Annotated in this window: 12 protein-coding genes; 5 read left to right on the top strand and 7 right to left on the bottom strand. The window is 71.5% G+C overall.

The genetic code is table 11. The annotated features are described in order from the left end of the window. Positions 1 to 1,038 precede the first annotated feature (1,038 nt). Complete coding sequence (gene asnB / locus ACZ53N_RS11020; RefSeq protein ID WP_469140604.1) at positions 1,039 to 2,898, top strand: asparagine synthase (glutamine-hydrolyzing); 1,860 nt, start codon at positions 1,039 to 1,041, stop codon at positions 2,896 to 2,898. Positions 2,899 to 2,988: 90 nt separating this feature from the next. Next, a complete protein-coding gene (locus tag ACZ53N_RS11015) occupies positions 2,989 to 3,375 on the top strand; it encodes a GntR family transcriptional regulator (RefSeq protein WP_469140603.1) in 387 nt (128 codons plus the stop codon). Between the two features lie 52 nt (positions 3,376 to 3,427). Here ACZ53N_RS11015 and ACZ53N_RS11010 read toward each other — a convergent pair whose 3' ends face one another. After that, the gene (locus ACZ53N_RS11010; protein ID WP_184737972.1) at positions 3,428 to 4,573 is read right to left on the bottom strand and encodes a DUF5925 domain-containing protein; all 1,146 of its coding nucleotides are present in this window, start codon (positions 4,571 to 4,573) and stop codon (positions 3,428 to 3,430) included. 114 nt (positions 4,574 to 4,687) lie between these two features. Here ACZ53N_RS11010 and ACZ53N_RS11005 point away from each other — a divergent pair, with 114 nt between their 5' ends. Continuing rightward, entirely contained in the window at positions 4,688 to 6,043 is a 1,356-nt protein-coding gene (locus ACZ53N_RS11005; protein ID WP_469140602.1) for a xylan 1,4-beta-xylosidase, read from the top strand. 61 nt (positions 6,044 to 6,104) lie between these two features. On the opposite strand, the gene ACZ53N_RS11000 is transcribed toward ACZ53N_RS11005, so the two are convergent. The 6 genes from ACZ53N_RS11000 to ACZ53N_RS10975 form a co-directional block, all read right to left on the bottom strand. Continuing rightward, entirely contained in the window at positions 6,105 to 9,962 is a 3,858-nt protein-coding gene (locus ACZ53N_RS11000; RefSeq protein ID WP_469140601.1) for a lipopolysaccharide biosynthesis protein, read from the bottom strand. Further along, complete coding sequence (locus ACZ53N_RS10995; protein WP_469140600.1) at positions 9,955 to 10,755, bottom strand: polysaccharide deacetylase family protein; 801 nt, start codon at positions 10,753 to 10,755, stop codon at positions 9,955 to 9,957. Before ACZ53N_RS10995 ends, ACZ53N_RS11000 begins: the two co-directional genes overlap by 8 nt. Then, complete coding sequence (locus tag ACZ53N_RS10990; RefSeq protein WP_469140599.1) at positions 10,752 to 11,915, bottom strand: glycosyltransferase family 2 protein; 1,164 nt, start codon at positions 11,913 to 11,915, stop codon at positions 10,752 to 10,754. Before ACZ53N_RS10990 ends, ACZ53N_RS10995 begins: the two co-directional genes overlap by 4 nt. Continuing rightward, complete coding sequence (locus tag ACZ53N_RS10985) at positions 11,912 to 12,730, bottom strand: glycosyltransferase family 2 protein (protein ID WP_469140598.1); 819 nt, start codon at positions 12,728 to 12,730, stop codon at positions 11,912 to 11,914. Before ACZ53N_RS10985 ends, ACZ53N_RS10990 begins: the two co-directional genes overlap by 4 nt. 405 nt (positions 12,731 to 13,135) lie before the next feature. Next, a complete protein-coding gene (locus ACZ53N_RS10980) occupies positions 13,136 to 14,230 on the bottom strand; it encodes a GNAT family N-acetyltransferase (protein WP_469140597.1) in 1,095 nt (364 codons plus the stop codon). A gap of 1 nt (position 14,231) precedes the next feature. After that, positions 14,232 to 14,669 (bottom strand): hypothetical protein, encoded by a 438-nt coding sequence (locus ACZ53N_RS10975; protein WP_469140596.1) that lies wholly within the window; start codon positions 14,667 to 14,669, stop codon positions 14,232 to 14,234. Positions 14,670 to 15,092: 423 nt separating this feature from the next. Here ACZ53N_RS10975 and ACZ53N_RS10970 point away from each other — a divergent pair, with 423 nt between their 5' ends. After that, positions 15,093 to 15,899 (top strand): SGNH/GDSL hydrolase family protein, encoded by an 807-nt coding sequence (locus ACZ53N_RS10970; RefSeq protein WP_469140595.1) that lies wholly within the window; start codon positions 15,093 to 15,095, stop codon positions 15,897 to 15,899. A 513-nt stretch (positions 15,900 to 16,412) separates the two neighbouring features. Beyond that, the gene (locus tag ACZ53N_RS10965) at positions 16,413 to 16,676 is read left to right on the top strand and encodes a hypothetical protein (protein WP_130881299.1); all 264 of its coding nucleotides are present in this window, start codon (positions 16,413 to 16,415) and stop codon (positions 16,674 to 16,676) included. Positions 16,677 to 16,835 lie beyond the last annotated feature (159 nt).

The raw sequence follows: 16,835 nt of genomic DNA, 5'->3' as shown, positions 1-16,835 counted from the left end.
GATGGTCGTGGTCCACTGCGGCATCCGCAAGGCCGTCCGCGAGCCGGCGACCACGGCCCGGCCCGCGCCCGGATCGGTGATCATGGCCGTACTCCCGTCGCCACTCGGCGCAGACCGACCGCCAGGGCCGCAGGATCGGCCGGACGGCGTACTCGCCGCCGCCCCGGCCGGTCCCGTGGCCGCCCCCGGCGTCCCCTGCGCGCCGGGGGCGAGTCGTCGCCCATCTCCAGCCCGCGGTCGAGGATGTCGGGCAGATTCGCCTCTCCGTGCAGGGTGCGCGGTTCCTCAACGGCGGTCGGTGGTGGGGCGGTGCGGTGCCCCGCGTACGGTCGCGGTCCATTTCGTCCCGACGGTCCACGTCGCGGTGCCGCGGGCCGGCCCCCCGACCCGGCCCGGCGGCACGATCCAACGTGCCAGGGGGCGCCGGAGGAGGTCCACCTTTTCGAAGGCCCTCTAAAGTCGCAGGTCCGCCGGGTGTGGACGAGTTTTCGAGCGCCATGGGCCCCGCAAGCCACGGCTGTCACGGCCGGCCCGGGCAGGTGTGCGCAGGAGCGGAGCGGTTCCCTCACGGCCGACGAGCACCGGCGGGCCCCTCCGGTTTCGGCCAGGTCGCGCCACCACGACGCGGTGCGCGGCCACTGTCGTGGGCGCGGAACGCCCGCGGCCGTGGCGACGGGCCCGCCCGAGTCCGTCGTGGCCGGAGAGGAATCACCGACCCGGTGGCGCCGAGGAGTCGTCCGCGCAACTCGGCGCGCGTCGCCCTGAACCGCAGCTCGGCGGGCACGTGAGTCCTTTCCGGGGCTGCCGGTTCAGGTCCGGCGACCATGAAGCGGCGCTCCGTAGAAGGCACTTCGGAGGTCGCGCCCGGCGGGATTGGCCGGTTCCGGGGGGTTCCAAACGATCTTAGATGGTGCATGCATCTAGATTGGGCGTACGGTGATCATCGCGATCCGCTCGCGCAGCGTCGCGGACCGTGATCGACGAGGGCACAGCCGCCCCGGGCCACCCGGGCGGCCTACCGAGAAGGAGACCGCGACCATGTGCGGGATCACCGGATGGATCTCCTACGACCAGGACCTCAATACCCCCACCACACGCAGCACGCTCGAGGCGATGACCGAGACGATGGTCTGCCGCGGCCCGGACGCCGGAGGCGTCTGGCTGGACACCCACGCCGCCTTGGGCCACCGCCGGCTGGCCGTCATCGACATCGAGGGCGGCAAGCAGCCGATGCTCGTCGAGCACGACGGCCGCACCCTCCTTGCCACCACCTACAGCGGTGAGGTCTACAACTACCGTGAGCTGCGGTCCGAACTCGAGGCCCTGGGCCACGCGTTCCGCACCTCCAGCGACACCGAAGTCGTCCTGCACGCCTATCTCGAATGGGGCGACGCGTTCGCCGAGCGCCTCAACGGCATGTACGCCTTCGCGATCTGGGACCCGCGCAGCGAGGAACTCCTCCTGGTCCGCGACCGCATGGGCGTCAAGCCGCTTTACTACCACCCCACCCCCGACGGCGTGCTCTTCGCCTCGGAGGCCAAGGGCATCCTCGCCCACCCCGCCGTCCGCCCCGCCGTGGACGCCGAGGGCCTCGCCGAGCTGCTGGCGAACACCAAGACCCCCGGCCACGCCGTCTACAAGGGCATGTACGAACTGCGCCCCGGCCACCTCGCGCGCATCCGCCGCGACGGCCTCACCGTCCGGCGCTACTGGGCGCTGGAGGCACGGGAGCACACCGACGACCTGGGCGCCACCGTCCACCACATACGCGAGCTGCTCGACGACATCATCGCCCGCCAGCTCATCGCCGACGTCCCGCTGTGCACGCTGCTCTCCGGCGGGCTCGACTCCTCCGCCATCACCGCGCTCGCGGCGAAGGGCCTGGCCGACGCGGGCCGTGGCCCGGTGCGCTCGTTCTCCGTGGACTTCGCCGGCCACACCGAGAACTTCACCCCCGACCAGATGCGGCCCACCCCCGACGGCCCGTACGCCCACGCCCTCGCGGCGCACGTGGGCTCCGACCATTCCGACATCGTCCTCGACACCGCCGCCCTGATGGACCCGGCCCACCGCGCGGCCGTCCAGTCGGCCCGCGATCTGCCACTGGCCTTCGGCGACGGCGACACCTCGCTCTACCTGCTGTTCAAGGCGATCCGCGAACAGTCCACCGTGGCCCTGTCCGGCGAGTCGGCCGACGAGCTCTTCGGCGGCTACCACTGGTTCCACGACCCCGAGATCGTGGCGGCCGACACCTTCCCGTGGATCGCGGCCGGCATCGCCGACCGCTTCTCCGGCCCGCGCAGCGGCGGCCGTGTCGCCCTCCTCGACGCGGGCTTCCTCGGCAAGCTCGACGTGGACGCCTACCGGGACGCGCGCTACCACGAAGCCCTCGCCGAGGTCCCCCGGCTGGCCGGCGAGAGCGGCCACGACCGGCGCATGCGCGAGGTCTCGTACCTGCACCTGACCCGGTTCGTGAACCTCCTCCTCGACCGCAAGGACCGCGCCAGCATGGCCGTCGGCCTCGAGGTCCGGGTGCCGTTCTGCGACCACCGCCTCGTCGAATACGTCTTCAACACCCCTTGGGCGATGAAGACCTTCGACGGCCGGGAGAAGTCCCTGCTGCGCGCCGCCACCCGCGACACGCTCCCCGACATCGTCGCCGACCGGGTGAAGAGCCCCTACCCGAGCACCCAGGACCCGCGCTACGCGGCGGCCCTCCGCACCGAGCTGAAGCGGGTCATGGCCGACAACGACGCGCCCGTACGCCCGCTGCTCGACAGCGGGTCCGTCACACAGGCGCTCGCCGACGACGCGGGCGAGTCCTTCCGGACCGGTACGGAGCTGGTCCTCGGCATCAACTCCTGGCTGCGGACCCACGGCGCGTCCCTGGAGGTGTAGCGCGGCAGGGCATTGCCCGAGGACCGGGCACGGTGGGTCTCCCAAGGCGCACAATGGGTGGTACCACCTCGCCCAGCCAGGAGTCCCACCGTGGCCTTGCAACTGACCGTCGACCCGGACGCGACCGAACCGCCCTACGAGCAGATCCGCGCCCGCATCGCCGACCGGGCCCGCTCCGGCGCGCTCCCCGTGGGCTACAAACTCCCCACCGTACGGGGCTTCGCCGAGGAGCTGGGCCTGGCCGCCAACACCGTGGCCAAGGCCTACCGCGCGCTCGAAGCGGACGGGGTGATCGAGACCCGGGGCCGCAACGGCACCTTCATCGCCGCCCCCGGCGACGCCGCCGACCGGGAGGCGGCCGCGGCCGCCCAGGCCTTCGCCCAGCGCGCCCACCGGCTGGGCCTGGACCGGGCGGCCGCGCTCGCCGCCGTCGAGGACGCGCTGCGCGCCGCGTACGACGGCGGGGAGGAGCGGTAGCGCCGGTGCGGGGTCATCCCGGAGGAGCGGTCGGCCCCGCACCGCCGTCGGCCTACAGGTAGAGCCCCGAGTCCGCACCGTCGTGCTGCGCGGGCACCGACGCGGGACCGCTGCCGCGCCGCAGCGCGAACAGCTCCGCGAGCGTCGCCCCCTCCCGGCCGACGCCCTCCTCCCGGCCGAGCCAGTTCACCGCCTCCGGACGGGTCAGCGAACCCACCTCGATCCGGGCGAGACAGCGGCCGGGACGCACGACGGCGGGATGCAGCCGCTCCAGGTCCTCGTTGGTGGTCACGCCGACGAGGACATTGCGGCCCTGGCCGAGCAGCCCGTCCGTGAGGTTCAGCAGCCGTGACAGCGCCTGCCCGGCGGTGTGCTTGGCCTCGCCCCGGATCAGCTCGTCGCAGTCCTCCAGGAGCAACAGCCGCCAACGGCCCTTCGCCGTGCCGTCGTCCTCGCCGATCGCGATGTCCATCAAATAACCGACGTCGTTGAACAGCCGCTCCGGGTCGAGCACGCAGTCCACCTGGCACCAGTCCCGCCACGAGCGGGCCAGCGTGCGCAGCGCCGAGGTCTTGCCCGTGCCCGGCGGACCGTGCAGAAGCAGCAGACGGCCGGCGATGTCATCCGGGGTGATCTTCATCAGCCGGTCCATGGCGTCCGCGACCGGCGCGGTGTAGTTCGGACGCACCTCCTCCCACGTACCGGCGGAGATCTGCCGGGTGGTGCGGTGCGGGCCGCGCCGCGGGGAGACGTACCAAAAGCCCATGGTGACGTGCTCGGGCTGGGGCTCGGGCTCGTCCTCCGCGCCCGAGACGGCCTGGTCCAGCACCTTCTTGGCCAGCTCGTCGGTGGCCGCGGTCACCGACACGTCCGCGCCCCGGCTCCAGCGGGAGATCAGCAGCGTCCAGCCGTCGCCCTCCGCGAGGGTCGCGCTGCGGTCGTCGTCCCGCGCGGCGCGCACCACACGGGCGGACGGTGGCAGCAGCGTCACCCCCGTCTTGACGCGGTCCACGGAGTGGCTGTGCGCGTACGGCTGCTCGCCGGTGGCGAACCGGCCGAGGAAGAGGGCGTCGATGACGTCGGACGGCGAGTCGCTGTCATCCACGTTCAGCCGGATGGGCAGGGACTTCTCCGTCGGGGTGGTGTCCGGTTCGGCGGGCAGGGCCTGCCTCCTGGCAGCGGGGCGGTCGGCACACATGCCGCCCATGATCCGGCACGGACCGCCCGCGCGCACCAAGGTTTTCCCTGGTTCCGTCGTAGTTACCCGGTAAATCGCCGCACACCGATTCCCGCGCCGATACTCTGGCCGGTGATGGGACGTCATGAGGGCCGGCGGTTGTCCCGGGCAGGTCGGTGGGGATTCACGGCACTGCTCGGTCTCACCCTGCTCGTGCTCGCCCTGCTGGTCGCCATGTGCGGCGGCGTCCTCCAGCCGCGCGACGACGACGTGGACACCCGCCGGGACGCCGCCGTCGGCTGGGGGTTCACGCACACGCAGTACAGCGCCGACCGCGGCGAGGCCGATGCCCGCAAGACCGCCGGCAGGCTCCTCGCCTCCGGCCCGCTGTCGCAGAACCAGCACATCATGGGCTGGGGGGTGGACAACCCCGAGCCCAAGCCCGGCGCGTACAACTTCGCCGACCTGGACCGGCGTGTCGCGCTGATGCGAAGAACGGCCGGGACGCCGGTGCTCACGCTGTGCTGCGCCCCCGACTGGATGAAGGGCGGCGGGCAGCGGACCGACTGGTCCCAGAAATCATTGGAGACGGCCCCCGACCGCAAGTACTACAAGGATTTCGCGAAGCTCGCCGGAGTGGTGGCCAAGCGCTATCCGGACGTACGCCATTTCATCGTCTGGAACGAACTCAAGGGTTTCTTCGACGAATCCAAGAACCGCTGGGACTACGAGGGCTATACCGAGCTGTACAACCTTGTCCACGCCGAGCTGAAAAAGCAGAACAAGAACAACCTCGTCGGCGGCCCGTACGTCGTCATGGACAGTGAGGCCCCCGGATCCAAGGCCAACGCGTCATCGCTGCGTGGCCCCTGGGGGGTCGTCGACCAGCGGTCCGTCGACGCCGTCACCTACTGGAACAAGCACAAGGCCGGAGCCGACTTCGTCGTGGTCGACGGCTCCAGCTATACGCGGGAGAGCGATCAGTTCTACCCCGACGAATTCGATGCCACGACCAAGTTCGCCGCGGTCACGACCTGGCTCAGGAAGACCACCGGGCTGCCGGTCTGGTGGGCCGAGTGGTACGTGGAGCCCGCCGACGGCAATGACGACCGAAGGGGATGGACCGAACAGCACCGCCTTGCCGTCCAGGCCGCCGCGATGATGCAGCTGGCCGGCTCGGGCGCCTCCGCGGCCTTCTACTGGAACCCGCAGGAGCAGAGTGCCGACTGTCCCGGCTGTCTGTGGCGCAGCACCGAGCTGACCGACGGGGGCAAGGAGCTGCCGATGATGAAGCTGCTGACCCGGTTCGCCAAGGAGTTCCCGCCCGGTGCGGATTACCGCGAGGTCGAAACCGACGACGGCGCACGTGTCCGCGTGCTCGCGACGGACGGGGCGCTGCTGGTCGTCAACACCCAGAACCGGGCCGTGTCCACCCGCGTGGACGACCGTAGCGTCGATCTGAAACCGTACGAGGTCCGCTGGATCGCCTGAGCCCCTGGCGTCCGGCGCCGGGCGGTGGCCGCCTGCCCACCTCACCGGCGCCGGGCGGCCGTCAGGACATCGTCGTGAGCCGCACGACCAACGACACCAGCAGCAGTACCAGCAGCGGCAGCGCGAACCAGTACGAACCCTGCAGCCATCGCAGTTGCCGTACCCCCGGCCGGGCCGCGACCCGCGACAGCTCCCGCGCCGTGAGCAGCACCATCAGCGCCAGTGCCGCCAGCCCGCCGATCACCGACATCGGGGTCCACGTCACCCGCGGCCCGGCCGGGCCCGGCCGGGGCTCCGGGACCGCGCCCGGGGACTGCCGGGACAGTTCGTACAACACCGCGTCGTCGTTGGACAGCACCCGGCGCAGTTCGGGCCGCCGGTCGAGGGCGCGCAGCAGCCGCGGCTCCCAGTTCACGGCGTAACCCGCGTCCAGTTGGAGGGTGACGGACTGGCCGCGATTGACCATGAGGTAGGAGTTGGGTCCGGCCTTCCGCAACGCGACGACCAGGCTTTCCACCAGGGCCGGATCGCGCGGCGCCTGCGTCGGTTCGTAGGTCACCCGCTCCATGTCACGGGCACCCCAGGGCATGGCGGGCGTCACGCTGTTGACGGGGTCCTGGCTCATCCACAGCAGTCGCACGGTCGGCCTGTCGTGCTCGTACACGTACTCCATCGCGGCGACCTCACCCGGCCGTACCCGCTCGAAGGGCTCGTTCCCCCAACGCGCCACGAGGAAGCCGAAGATGAGCACGAGGCCCGCCAGCAGCGCGGCGAGCGGCCCCGCGGCGGTACGGCCGCGTGCCGCGCCCGTGCGCGGGAAGACCGCGAGGGCGGCCAGGACGCAGGCGCCGGGCAGCGCGAACAGGAAGACCCGCAGGGCCACTTCGCCGCCGTACGACTGCATGCCGAAGGCGAGGAAGGGGACGGCGGTCAGGACCAGGAGCGCGGTATCGGCGCGACCGGACCGCCGGCGGCGCCACCAGCCGTACGCGGCGCAGGCCAGCACGCCGCCCGCGAGCGCCACCCGGGTGTACAGCACCAGCTTGTGGGTGCTGCTGCCGCCCTCGATGCGGCCCGAGACGGATGAGGAGACATTGCCGCCCAGCGAGCCCAGGCCGCCGAACAGCTCGTCGAAGTGCCCCGACCAGTACGGCTCCGCGAGGAACCCCACCCACACCGCCAGCATCACACCGCACAGCAGGGGCAGTCCGGTCAGTGTCGAGCGGCGCGTGAGCACCAGCACGGTCAGCACGCCCAGCATCACGAAGGGGGTCAGTTGATGGCTGGCCACCGAGGCCGCGAACAGGGCGATGAGCAGCGCCAGCAGCACCCCTTGCTGGCGGCGTCCGGCGGGCGCGACCTCCGCCTCGCCCGGCAGCAGCTTCCCGCCCAGCTGCCGGGGCCAGCGGAACCACACCAGCAGCACGGCCATGAAGAGCAGATAGATGAAGTAGTTCAGCGCCTGGGGCGAGAAGTAGTCCTGTCCGACCCAGCCGCACAGGGCGAACAGCCACACCGCCGTCCACTTCGCCCGCCAGCTCGCCCGCACCGCCCTCAGCAGCAGCGCCAGCGGCGCGAGACACAGCAGCTGAACGGCCAGCGGCCACCAGCGGAGCACCTCGGTGAGGTCGCTCACCCCGCAGGCCCGGGCGGTGAGGGCGGCGAGGGCGAAGAACCCGGGCCAGCTCCAGCGGGCGTCGAGGTCCGGCGCGGCCACCTGGGACCGGTCGATGTAGTCCAGGAAGCCGAGGTGCTGCCAGGCCGTCGCGAAGCGCGGCTGGTCCTCCAGCAGCGCGGGCACGGCGTGCAGGGACACCACCGTCAGCAGCAGGACGGCGGTCAGCAGCCCGCGGCGGGGCCGGTCCAGCCACAGCGCCCACGCGAACGACACCACCAGCAGCGCGGCCCCCAGCACCGTCCCCACCGGGAGCACGGACACCAGCCCGAGCCCGCCCATGCCGTCCAGCTCGGACTCCCCGAGGGACCTCAGCGGCACCCAGTACATCGCCAGGGCGGCGCCGAACAGCAACCAGATCCCGGCCTCCGGCCCCCGCCACCACGGCCTGCGCGCCGCCGGCGCCGTACGGGTGACCACGGTGGGCGGCGCCCCCGAGCCCTCGGGCAGCGCGGACACGTCGGAGGCCGCGGAGACGGACGCGGCGGTCGAGGCCGAGGAAGCGCCGGCCGGCCCTGCCGAAGGGCCCGCGGCAAACGCGGCGGACGTGCCGCTCGACGCCGCGGCGGCGACGGAAGCCGGCGCCGGAGCGGAGGCCGTGCGCGGCTCGTCCGGCTCGGCGGGCACTTCCGGCTCGGCGGGGACTGCGGAGGACATGGGTACCGCCTCGGGGGTGTGCCGGAGATCGGGGCGCCTCTCCAGGTGGTCGAAGTCCAGCCGCACGCCCAGCGGCACGGTGTCCGCGTCCAGCGCGGCGCGCAGCGCCCACCGGGTGCCGAAACCGCCGCTGTCGCGCTCCGCGCCGGCCGCCGCCCCGCGGCCGTGCCTAAAACCCTCGCGGGCACCCCGCCGGTCGCCGTGGACCGCCAGATCCGCGAGGTCGCCGTCGGGCGCGGCGCCGGGGGAGCGGGGCGGCGGGGCCGCCGACGCCTCCTTGAGGATCCTGCGGAGCCGCACCGCCGAGATCGAGGCGATCACCGCGAGACTGACGACCTCCGCGATGCCCGCGCCCGCCAGCCCCAGCCGGGGGAGCAGCAGCAGCGTCAGCCCCAGCACCAGGACACACAGCAGCCCCTGGAGATAGGCGAGCCCGGCCGTCCGGCTCTGGGCCCGCAGCACCGCGAAGTACACCTCCATCACCACCCGCAGCGCGGCCCCCACGGCGAACCACCGCAGCAGCGGCGTGGCCGCGTCCGCGTAGTCCTGCCCGAAGACCCGCAGCACATACGGGGCGAGGAGGAGCAGCAGCACACAGACCGGGACCATGATCTTGGCCATCCGGCGCAGCGCCTCCCGGCAGTTCTCCGCGAGCCGGTCCGGGTCGTGCGAGCCCTCGACGGTCAGGGAGGCGCCCATGTTGATGGCGAGCAGATTCACCGTGCCACCGATGGTGGTGGCGATGTAGAAGTACGCGTTGTCGGTGGAGCTGACCTGCGAGGCGACGATCACCGGCACCAGATAGACCACGGCCAGCGAGAACAGCGACCCGGTGTAGTCGCCCGCCAGGAAGCGGCCCATCTCCCGGTAGGTGGGGGGCCGGGCCGTCTTCGCGGTCGCCAGGGCGTGCCGCGGCACCAGCCGACGGAAGACCAGCCAGCCCAGCGGCAGCACCGACACACCGATGGAGACGACCCAGGACGTGAACACCCCGGACGTCGGCAGCACCGCCGCCAGCGCCACCAGCAGCGCCAGCTTCGCCGCGGAGAACGCCGTATTGCCCACCGGCACCCAGAACGCGCTGCGCAGCCCGGTCAGCACCCCGTCCTGGAGGGTGAGGAGGGACCAGGCGACGACGGCGACGACGAACCCGAGACCGGGCAGCACTCCGCGCAGGGAGCGGTAGGAGGGGCCCCAGAGGTCCAGTGTGGACAGGAAGACGCAGGCCGCGACGGCGACGACGGCCGAACTCCCCGCGTACGTACGGAGGACGAGCCGGCCCGTCGATCGCCCGGCCACGGGGATGAAGCGGGCCAGCGCCCCGGTCAGGGTGATCGCGGTGAGCCCCGCGAGCAGCTTCATCGCGGCGATGGCCGCGGATCCCTGGCCGACCGCGTTCGGGGTGTAGTACCGGGCGGCGATCAGCCAGTAGCCCACGCCGAGGACGGCACTGATGCCCGTATTGAGCATCAGGGCGAAGGCGTTGCGGAACAGTGGACTGCTGCCGCCGCGCCCCGGGAGCCGCAGTCTGCGGCTCACCGGACTCTGCGCCTCCCGTTCCTCGGCCCGGGTGGACGTGTCAGACACGGACTTCGCTTATCTTCCTCATGATCTGTCGAGTTCTGCGAACCATGGCGTAACCCTTGGTCAACGCGCGGTCCCCGGCGAAGTGACGGCCGACGCCCCGGCCCTCGACGAGTTGTTCGAACTCGTCGATCGTCGTTGAGCGGCCCACGGTGACGCGCTCCAGTGCGTACGGCCCCTGCCGCCGCGCGGCCAGGGCGTTGCCCACGGCCAGTGAGACGCCGAACCCGGCCGTCCGCACGGCGCTCCGCACCCGACGGCTCGAATAGCCGTAAGGGTAGGCGAAGGACACCGGCGGACGGTCGAGCTCCAGAGTCAGTACCTCCCGGCAGCGTTCCACCTCGAACCGCAGCCCGGCGTCGGCGAGTTGGTCGAGCTGCGGGTGGGTGTGGCTGTGGCCGCCGATCTCCAGTCCGGCACCGGCCAGCTCACGGACCTGGTCCCAGGTGAGCATGAGATCCAGTGCCCCACCGGTCTCGTGCTCCCCGCGCACCCACCCCGTGGAGGCGAACAGCGTGGCTGTGAAGCCGTGCTCGGTGAGGACGGGAAGGGCATAGCGGTGCACGCCCTCATAGCCGTCGTCGAAGGTGATCAGGACGGGACGCGGCGGCAGCGCGAGGCCGCCGCGCCAGGCAGCTGCCAGCTGCTCCGCGGTCAGTGGGGAGAAACCCCGCTCGGCGAGCAGCCGCAGCTGCTCGCCGAACGCGGCCGGGGACACCGACAGCGTGTGCGCCGCGCGCGAGGGCGTGTGCGCCACCGCGTGATACATCAGTATGGGGACCGGACCACCGTTCATGCCTCGGTCCCCTCCTTGGCCGCTTGCTCGGCCGCTGGCTCGGCCGGTTCCTTGGCCGGTTCCGTCACGGGACCGGCGGCGGCCGTGCCTTCCGGGGCGGTGGACAGCCCCGGGCCGCCGACCGGCTCGGGGCTGATCCCGACGCCCGGTACGGTCGCCGGCGCGAACCGCTCGCCGCCACGGCGCGCCCGTACGCTGCCGACCGCGTAGCCCCCGGCCGCCGCCGCCACGCCGGCCACGATCGCGCCCGCCCGCCCCGCGCCCCCGGGCCGGCCGAGCAGCGCGTCGCGGACGCCGCGCGCGATGCCCGCGGGCAGCACGCGCGTGGTGTACCGGCGCTCCGTCGCAAGTCCCGCCCGGGCGCCCACGCTCCGCGCCACGAGCGCCTTGGACAGGCCCTCGGCGTACGCGCGGGTGCGGAAGTAGGCGAACCGCTCACGGGCGGCGGGCACCCGGTGATGGATCACCGAGCGGTCGTCGATCAACAGCACCGCTTCCGGTACGGCCCGGGTGAGCCGGATGCACAGCTCCGTCTCCTCGCAGCCCAGCGGCAGCCGGTGGCCGTCGCGGCCGATGCCGTTGGCGAAGCCGCCCACGGCGGTCAGCGCCGACCTGCGGAAGGAGGCGTTGCCGCCGAGGACGTTGCGGACCTCGGTCCGGCCGGGCGGCAATCCCCGGTACGTACAGCCCACGACCCAGTCGAACTCGGCCGGGAACCACACGGGTCTGCGCCGGGACTCCCACACGGGGAGGGTGCGGCCGCCCACCGCCATCACGCGCGGGTCGGCGTAGGCCTCGGCGAAATACCGCAGCCAGTCCCGCTCGGCCACCGCGTCGTCGTCGAGGAAGGCGATCACCTCGCCGGTCGACGCCGCGGTCCCGGTGTTGCGGCCCGCCGACAGACCACGGGGGCCCGCGTTCGCGAGCACCCGCACCCGGTCCGGTGTGCCCCCGGCGCCGTCGTCGCCGAAGGTTTTGGCCAGCCGCCGCAGGAGGGCGGGATTGTGGTCCACGACGATCAGCGTCTCCAGCGCGGGCCAGGACTGTTCGCGCACCGAGGACACCGCCGCGAGGATGTCGTCCCACCGGTCCTCGGTGTAGACACAGATGACCACCGAGACGTCAGGCGCCCCACCCGGCCCGGCCGGTGGAGGTTTCAAGACACCTCCCCCCGGCTCGCGGCCGGCGCGATCGCGAGCCGCGGCGGGCGGCCTCGGAGTCGCTTTGCACCATGTTCACGCAGAATCACATGCAGCACCCGTAGTCCGTCGCGCACGGCCCGTAGATTGCTGGTGCCGTGGATGCGGACGAACTCATGGCTGGGAATCTCCTGTACCCGCAGCCCCGCTTTGGCCACTCTGATGTTCATCAACGTCTCCACCTCGAACCCCGCGCAGTCCAGGGCGAGTTCGTCCAGGCAGCGCTTCCAGAACGCGTTGTAGCCGTAGCACAGATCGGTATAGCGTGCCCCGAACTTGTGATTGACGATGGAGGTCAGGACCCGGTTGCCGAGCTTCCGGATCGGAGTCATGTCGTCAGTGCCGCCCCCGTTGGCGAACCGAGAGCCCTTGGCGAAGTCCGCGCCACCGACGAGCGCGGAGACATAGCTGACGATCTCGTTGCCGTCCGCGGAGCCGTCCGCGTCGACCATGACGATGATCTCGCCCGTGCACGCCGCGAAGCCCGTGATCAGGGCATCTCCCTTGCCCTTGCCGAGCTGTTCCACGACCTTGACGTCCGGCCACAGCTCACGGGCGACCTGCACGGTGTCGTCGGTCGAATTGCCGTCGACGAGGACCACTTCGTGAATCCACTCGGGCAACGTCTTGAACACGTACGGGAGGTTCTCCGCCTCGTTCATCGCCGGGATGACGACGCTGACCGGCGGTGCGATCGCGAAATGTGAGGTGACCGGGCGGTAGCGGCCGCTTATCAATGGATCTTGATCGGCCGCCGGGCGCAGAAAAGAACTCATGTACTGTCTCCCTCTCGTCCGGTGGACCGCCCGCCCAGAGCGGTCCGGTGGTTTTCCGGGTCGAAAAGGGGGTACGCACCTTGGCCCGGACGGCTCGGATCGCCGTTCGGACAGGGTGAGTTGGCAAGTGTTACCGGCCGCGCGGCACGCGACTCGGCATGCTGTGAAGGCCGAGCGCGGCTACCCCCTACCGCGCCCCGCTCCGGGCACCATCGCGACGCTCGAGCCCTCCCCTAGTGCCGCTTTGCGTGATGGACCGTTGCGGGTGGATGTACGACGGTATTGATGCTTGAGACTGTATGGCAAGAGCTCCTGCGGTGACTCCTCCTTTGGTGTTTTCCCGCCGCGTTCGAGGTGTCGGGTATTGGTGATCTGTGTCGACGGCGCATTCGAATATCGTGCGCCTCAACTACCTTCGCGCAGGCTCCCCATGCGCTTGAGAAGCCGGTCCGCCGGCTCGAAGAGGCCCGGCCGGGACACCACGGTGTTGCGGAGCGCCCGCAGGGGCGCCCGGCGTGCGCGGTGACCGAAGGCCACCGGGTGACGACGCATCACCCACCCCTCGCACACGACGAGTTCACGCGTCTTGAGCAGGTCCTTGTACTCCTTCTCGCCCCGCCCCAGGTCCACATAGCCCAAACCCTCCGCGGCGGCCCCCTCCGCCATCCGCAGATGCAGCAGTAGCCCGGGGGAGTACCTCCCGAACTCCGGGTCGTACGCGGGGAACCAGCAGGACAGCACCGTCCGCGAGCGCGGCCCGAAGTGCGCCGCGACCGGCCGCCCGCCCGCGTAGAGCACCGAGAGCAGACCCGCGAACGACTCGGTGCGGGTGTGGAAGAGCTGATCGACCAGCCGGCAGATCCAGGGGCGCGCGAACCGGTCGCTGCGCCCGGTTCTTCGATACTGCGCCGACTTCCATCCGATCAGCGTCCGCAGGACGGCCGGATCGCGTTCGTCGTGCACGTACCGCACCTCGCCGACGTTCCGGGCGAGCCTGCGCTCCTTGGCGCGCGTGGTGCGGACGAACTTCGGCCGCTGTTTGCGCAGCGCCGTCAGATACCGCTCGAAGCCCTGGTCCACATCGATGACCGGCGAGGCGAATGCCCCGGAGGCCGCCACCTCGAACGGCTTCTGTCCCTCCACCAAGTGGTCGAACTCCCAGACGGACAGCCCGCAGGCGTGCAGCAACTCCCGTGCGTCCCACTGGAATCCGGGCCGGTGGACCAGGCCCTGGGCATCGGAGACACCGAGGCCGATCGCCCGGCCCACCCCCAACGGGCTGCGCTGGTACGGGAAGAAGGCCACCGGCTCGCCGTCCTCCCGCACGACCGCGATCCGCGCGCCGTGCCGGGACCTGCCGACCGCGAGCGTGAACTCCGGTGCGAGAAAGGGGTTCGCGAGCTGGGGCGACCCGTCGAGGGCGGCGCGTCGCTGCATGGCGGACCACGCCGCCCGGTCCGCCGCCGTGAGGTCACCGGGTCGGTACACCCTGATGTCCACCTCAGGCGGCCCGGCTTCGACGAGCGTCGTCCCGGCGCCGGCACACGAGCGCCGGCAGGAACAGCAGCAGGCTGACGATCGCGACCGCGGTCACCCCGCCCCGCACGCTCCAGGCGTGCAGCGCGAGCATGGACTGCGCGACCAGCAGATCGATGGCGACCGCCCCGCCCGCCGCGACGACCGAGCGGCTGAGCGGATCGAGGCCGCGCAGCGCCGCCGCCACGGCGCCCGCCGGTGCCATGACGAGAAAGAAGAGAGTGAGCGGCGCACGCAGTGGCGAGCCGATGTCGGCGAGCGCCAGCGCGGCCCCGACCCCCGCGATGGCGACGGCGGCGCCGACGACCAGGGGAAGGGACTCGGCCGTCCGAGTTCTCCTTCCGGCGGGGTCGCCGACTTGGCTGAGTTCTGTGGGATCCGTGAGATCAGTGACGTTCTGCATTGGCGACTTTGCCCCCCGAAGCGCCGGATGCCGGGCTTCAATGTCGCGCAATCGGCAGAGGCGCGTCAAGATGTGAAGGCCGTGCAAACGGCCTCCGGTTATCGCACCGCGGTGGAACTGGAGGTTGTCCGTCAAGTGAACACTTCACCACAGTGTCGCACCGTCAACCAGGGACCTCCAAAAGCCCGTTGGGGCATATGAGGGACGCCGGGCGGCATCGGCATCCGGACGGACACCGACGCGGACTCCCTCGCCCGGCCGACGGGGCCCAGGTGGGCGGGTCGGGAAGCGGAATGACATAGACCTGACACACAAAGGTCATTTATAGGACCGCTGTTCCCACAATTTTGGCATGGACACTTCCATTATTACGGGGGTGGCTGCTACGACGGACGTGGCCGAAACCCTGCTATGGGAGGTTCCATGAAACTGTCCACGCTCACCGGCTCCCTTTCCGCGCTCGTCCTCGCCGCCGTCTGTGCCCTGTCCGGGGCCGGGGCCGCGCAGGCGGGGGAGAGATCCTCAACTCCCGCCTATGTGGCCCTCGGTGACTCCTATTCGTCCGGGGTCGGGGCCGGCGGATACATCGGCTCCAGCGGCGACTGCAAGCGCAGCAGCAAGTCCTATCCGGCGCTCTGGGCCGCCGCGAACGCGCCCGCGAGCTTCGCCTTCACCGCCTGCTCGGGCGCCCGAACGGGTGATGTTCTGAGCCGTCAGCTCGCCCCGCTCACCACCTCGACCGGGCTCGTCAGCATCAGCGTCGGCGGCAACGACGCCGGATTCGCCGACACGATGTCGACGTGCGTCCTCGGCTCCGACAGCGCCTGCCTGAACCGGGTCGCCCAGGCCCGTACGTACATCGAGGGCACCCTCCCCGGGCAGCTCGACTCGGTCTACTCCGCGATCAAGGCCAAGGCGCCCGCCGCCCACGTCGTCGTGCTGGGCTATCCACGCTTCTACCGGATCGGCGGCGGCTGTAGCAGCGGCCTGAGCGAGAACAAGCGGATCGCCATCAACGGCGCGGCGGACCACATCAACTCCGTCCTGGCCAAGCGCGCCGCCGACCACGGCTTCGCCTTCGGCGATGTGACCGCGACCTTCGCCGGCCATGAGATCTGCTCCGGCAACGCGTGGCTGCACAGCGTGACGCTCCCCGTCGACGAGTCGTACCACCCCACCGCCTCGGGACAGTCCGGCGGCTATCTGCCGGTCTTCGCCTCGGCGGCCTGAGCCGCAGGCCGAGTCTCCGGCCCTGGCGGCGGACCGCTAGGGCCGGAGGTGCGGGAGGCGGGGGAGGAGGGGGAGGGAAAGGGGCGCGGAAGAAGAGGGGCGCGTAGTAAGTGCATAGAGAGGCGCATGGGAAAGAGGGGCGCCCCCTGTTGCCCCCGTCGCCCCCCGAGTCTCACCGTCCGTGACTCATACCACGTCCCGTCACCGCGCCCCGGCCTCTCCAGGGCCGGTCCGCCGCTCGACCGCCCCTTCCTGGCCTGCTTTCCCTTGGGGGCGGCTCCGCCCCCGCAAGGGAGCAATTCCGAGTAAATGCCCCACAACGGAGTGTGATTACCACCGGTTCGTCACTGCTTTCGCCTCGCCAACTCGCCCTCCGTGACAGCAGGTTCGCGCCAGGGCCGTCAACGCCCTTGACGGGGTGGTGAATCCGGGCTCCCGATGCGCGGGTGACGCGATGGGGCGATAGGGTTACTCTGCCTGGGCCGGGTGCCTCGTACGGGTGGGGAGTCTCAAATGGATCAGATAGCAATGCGCGGCAGGCCACGTGTGCCTGCCATCAACTGCGGAAACGGCGCCACCAGCGCGCGTCTCGACCGCCATCTCGCCGTGCTGGGCGGGCCCGCCCTGCCGCAGCGTGAGGTGGAGGGCGCGACGGTGCTGATGCGCGAGCTGACCGCGCGTGACCGCACGCGTACCAAGCAGAGCCGGACCGCCAGGGTCTCGCTGTTCGCACCGCTGCGACGGCTTCGCCGTTCGCTGTTCGGCAACCACAGCTGACCCGGGGCCCGGCCCCCGAACCTCGGAGCCCGGCAGCCCCACCGACCCGGCACAGGGGGGGGGGGGGGGGGGGGGGTTGTGGGGGGGGGGGGGGGGGGGGGGGTGGGGGGGGGGGGGGAGGGGGGGGGGGGGGAAAGGGGGGGGGGGGGGGGGAGGTTC

It is taken from the genome of Streptomyces sp. NPDC033229 (assembly GCF_055576875.1).
Note: the sequence above shows the minus strand (reverse complement) of the source record. Positions and strands in the feature narration are given on the sequence as shown.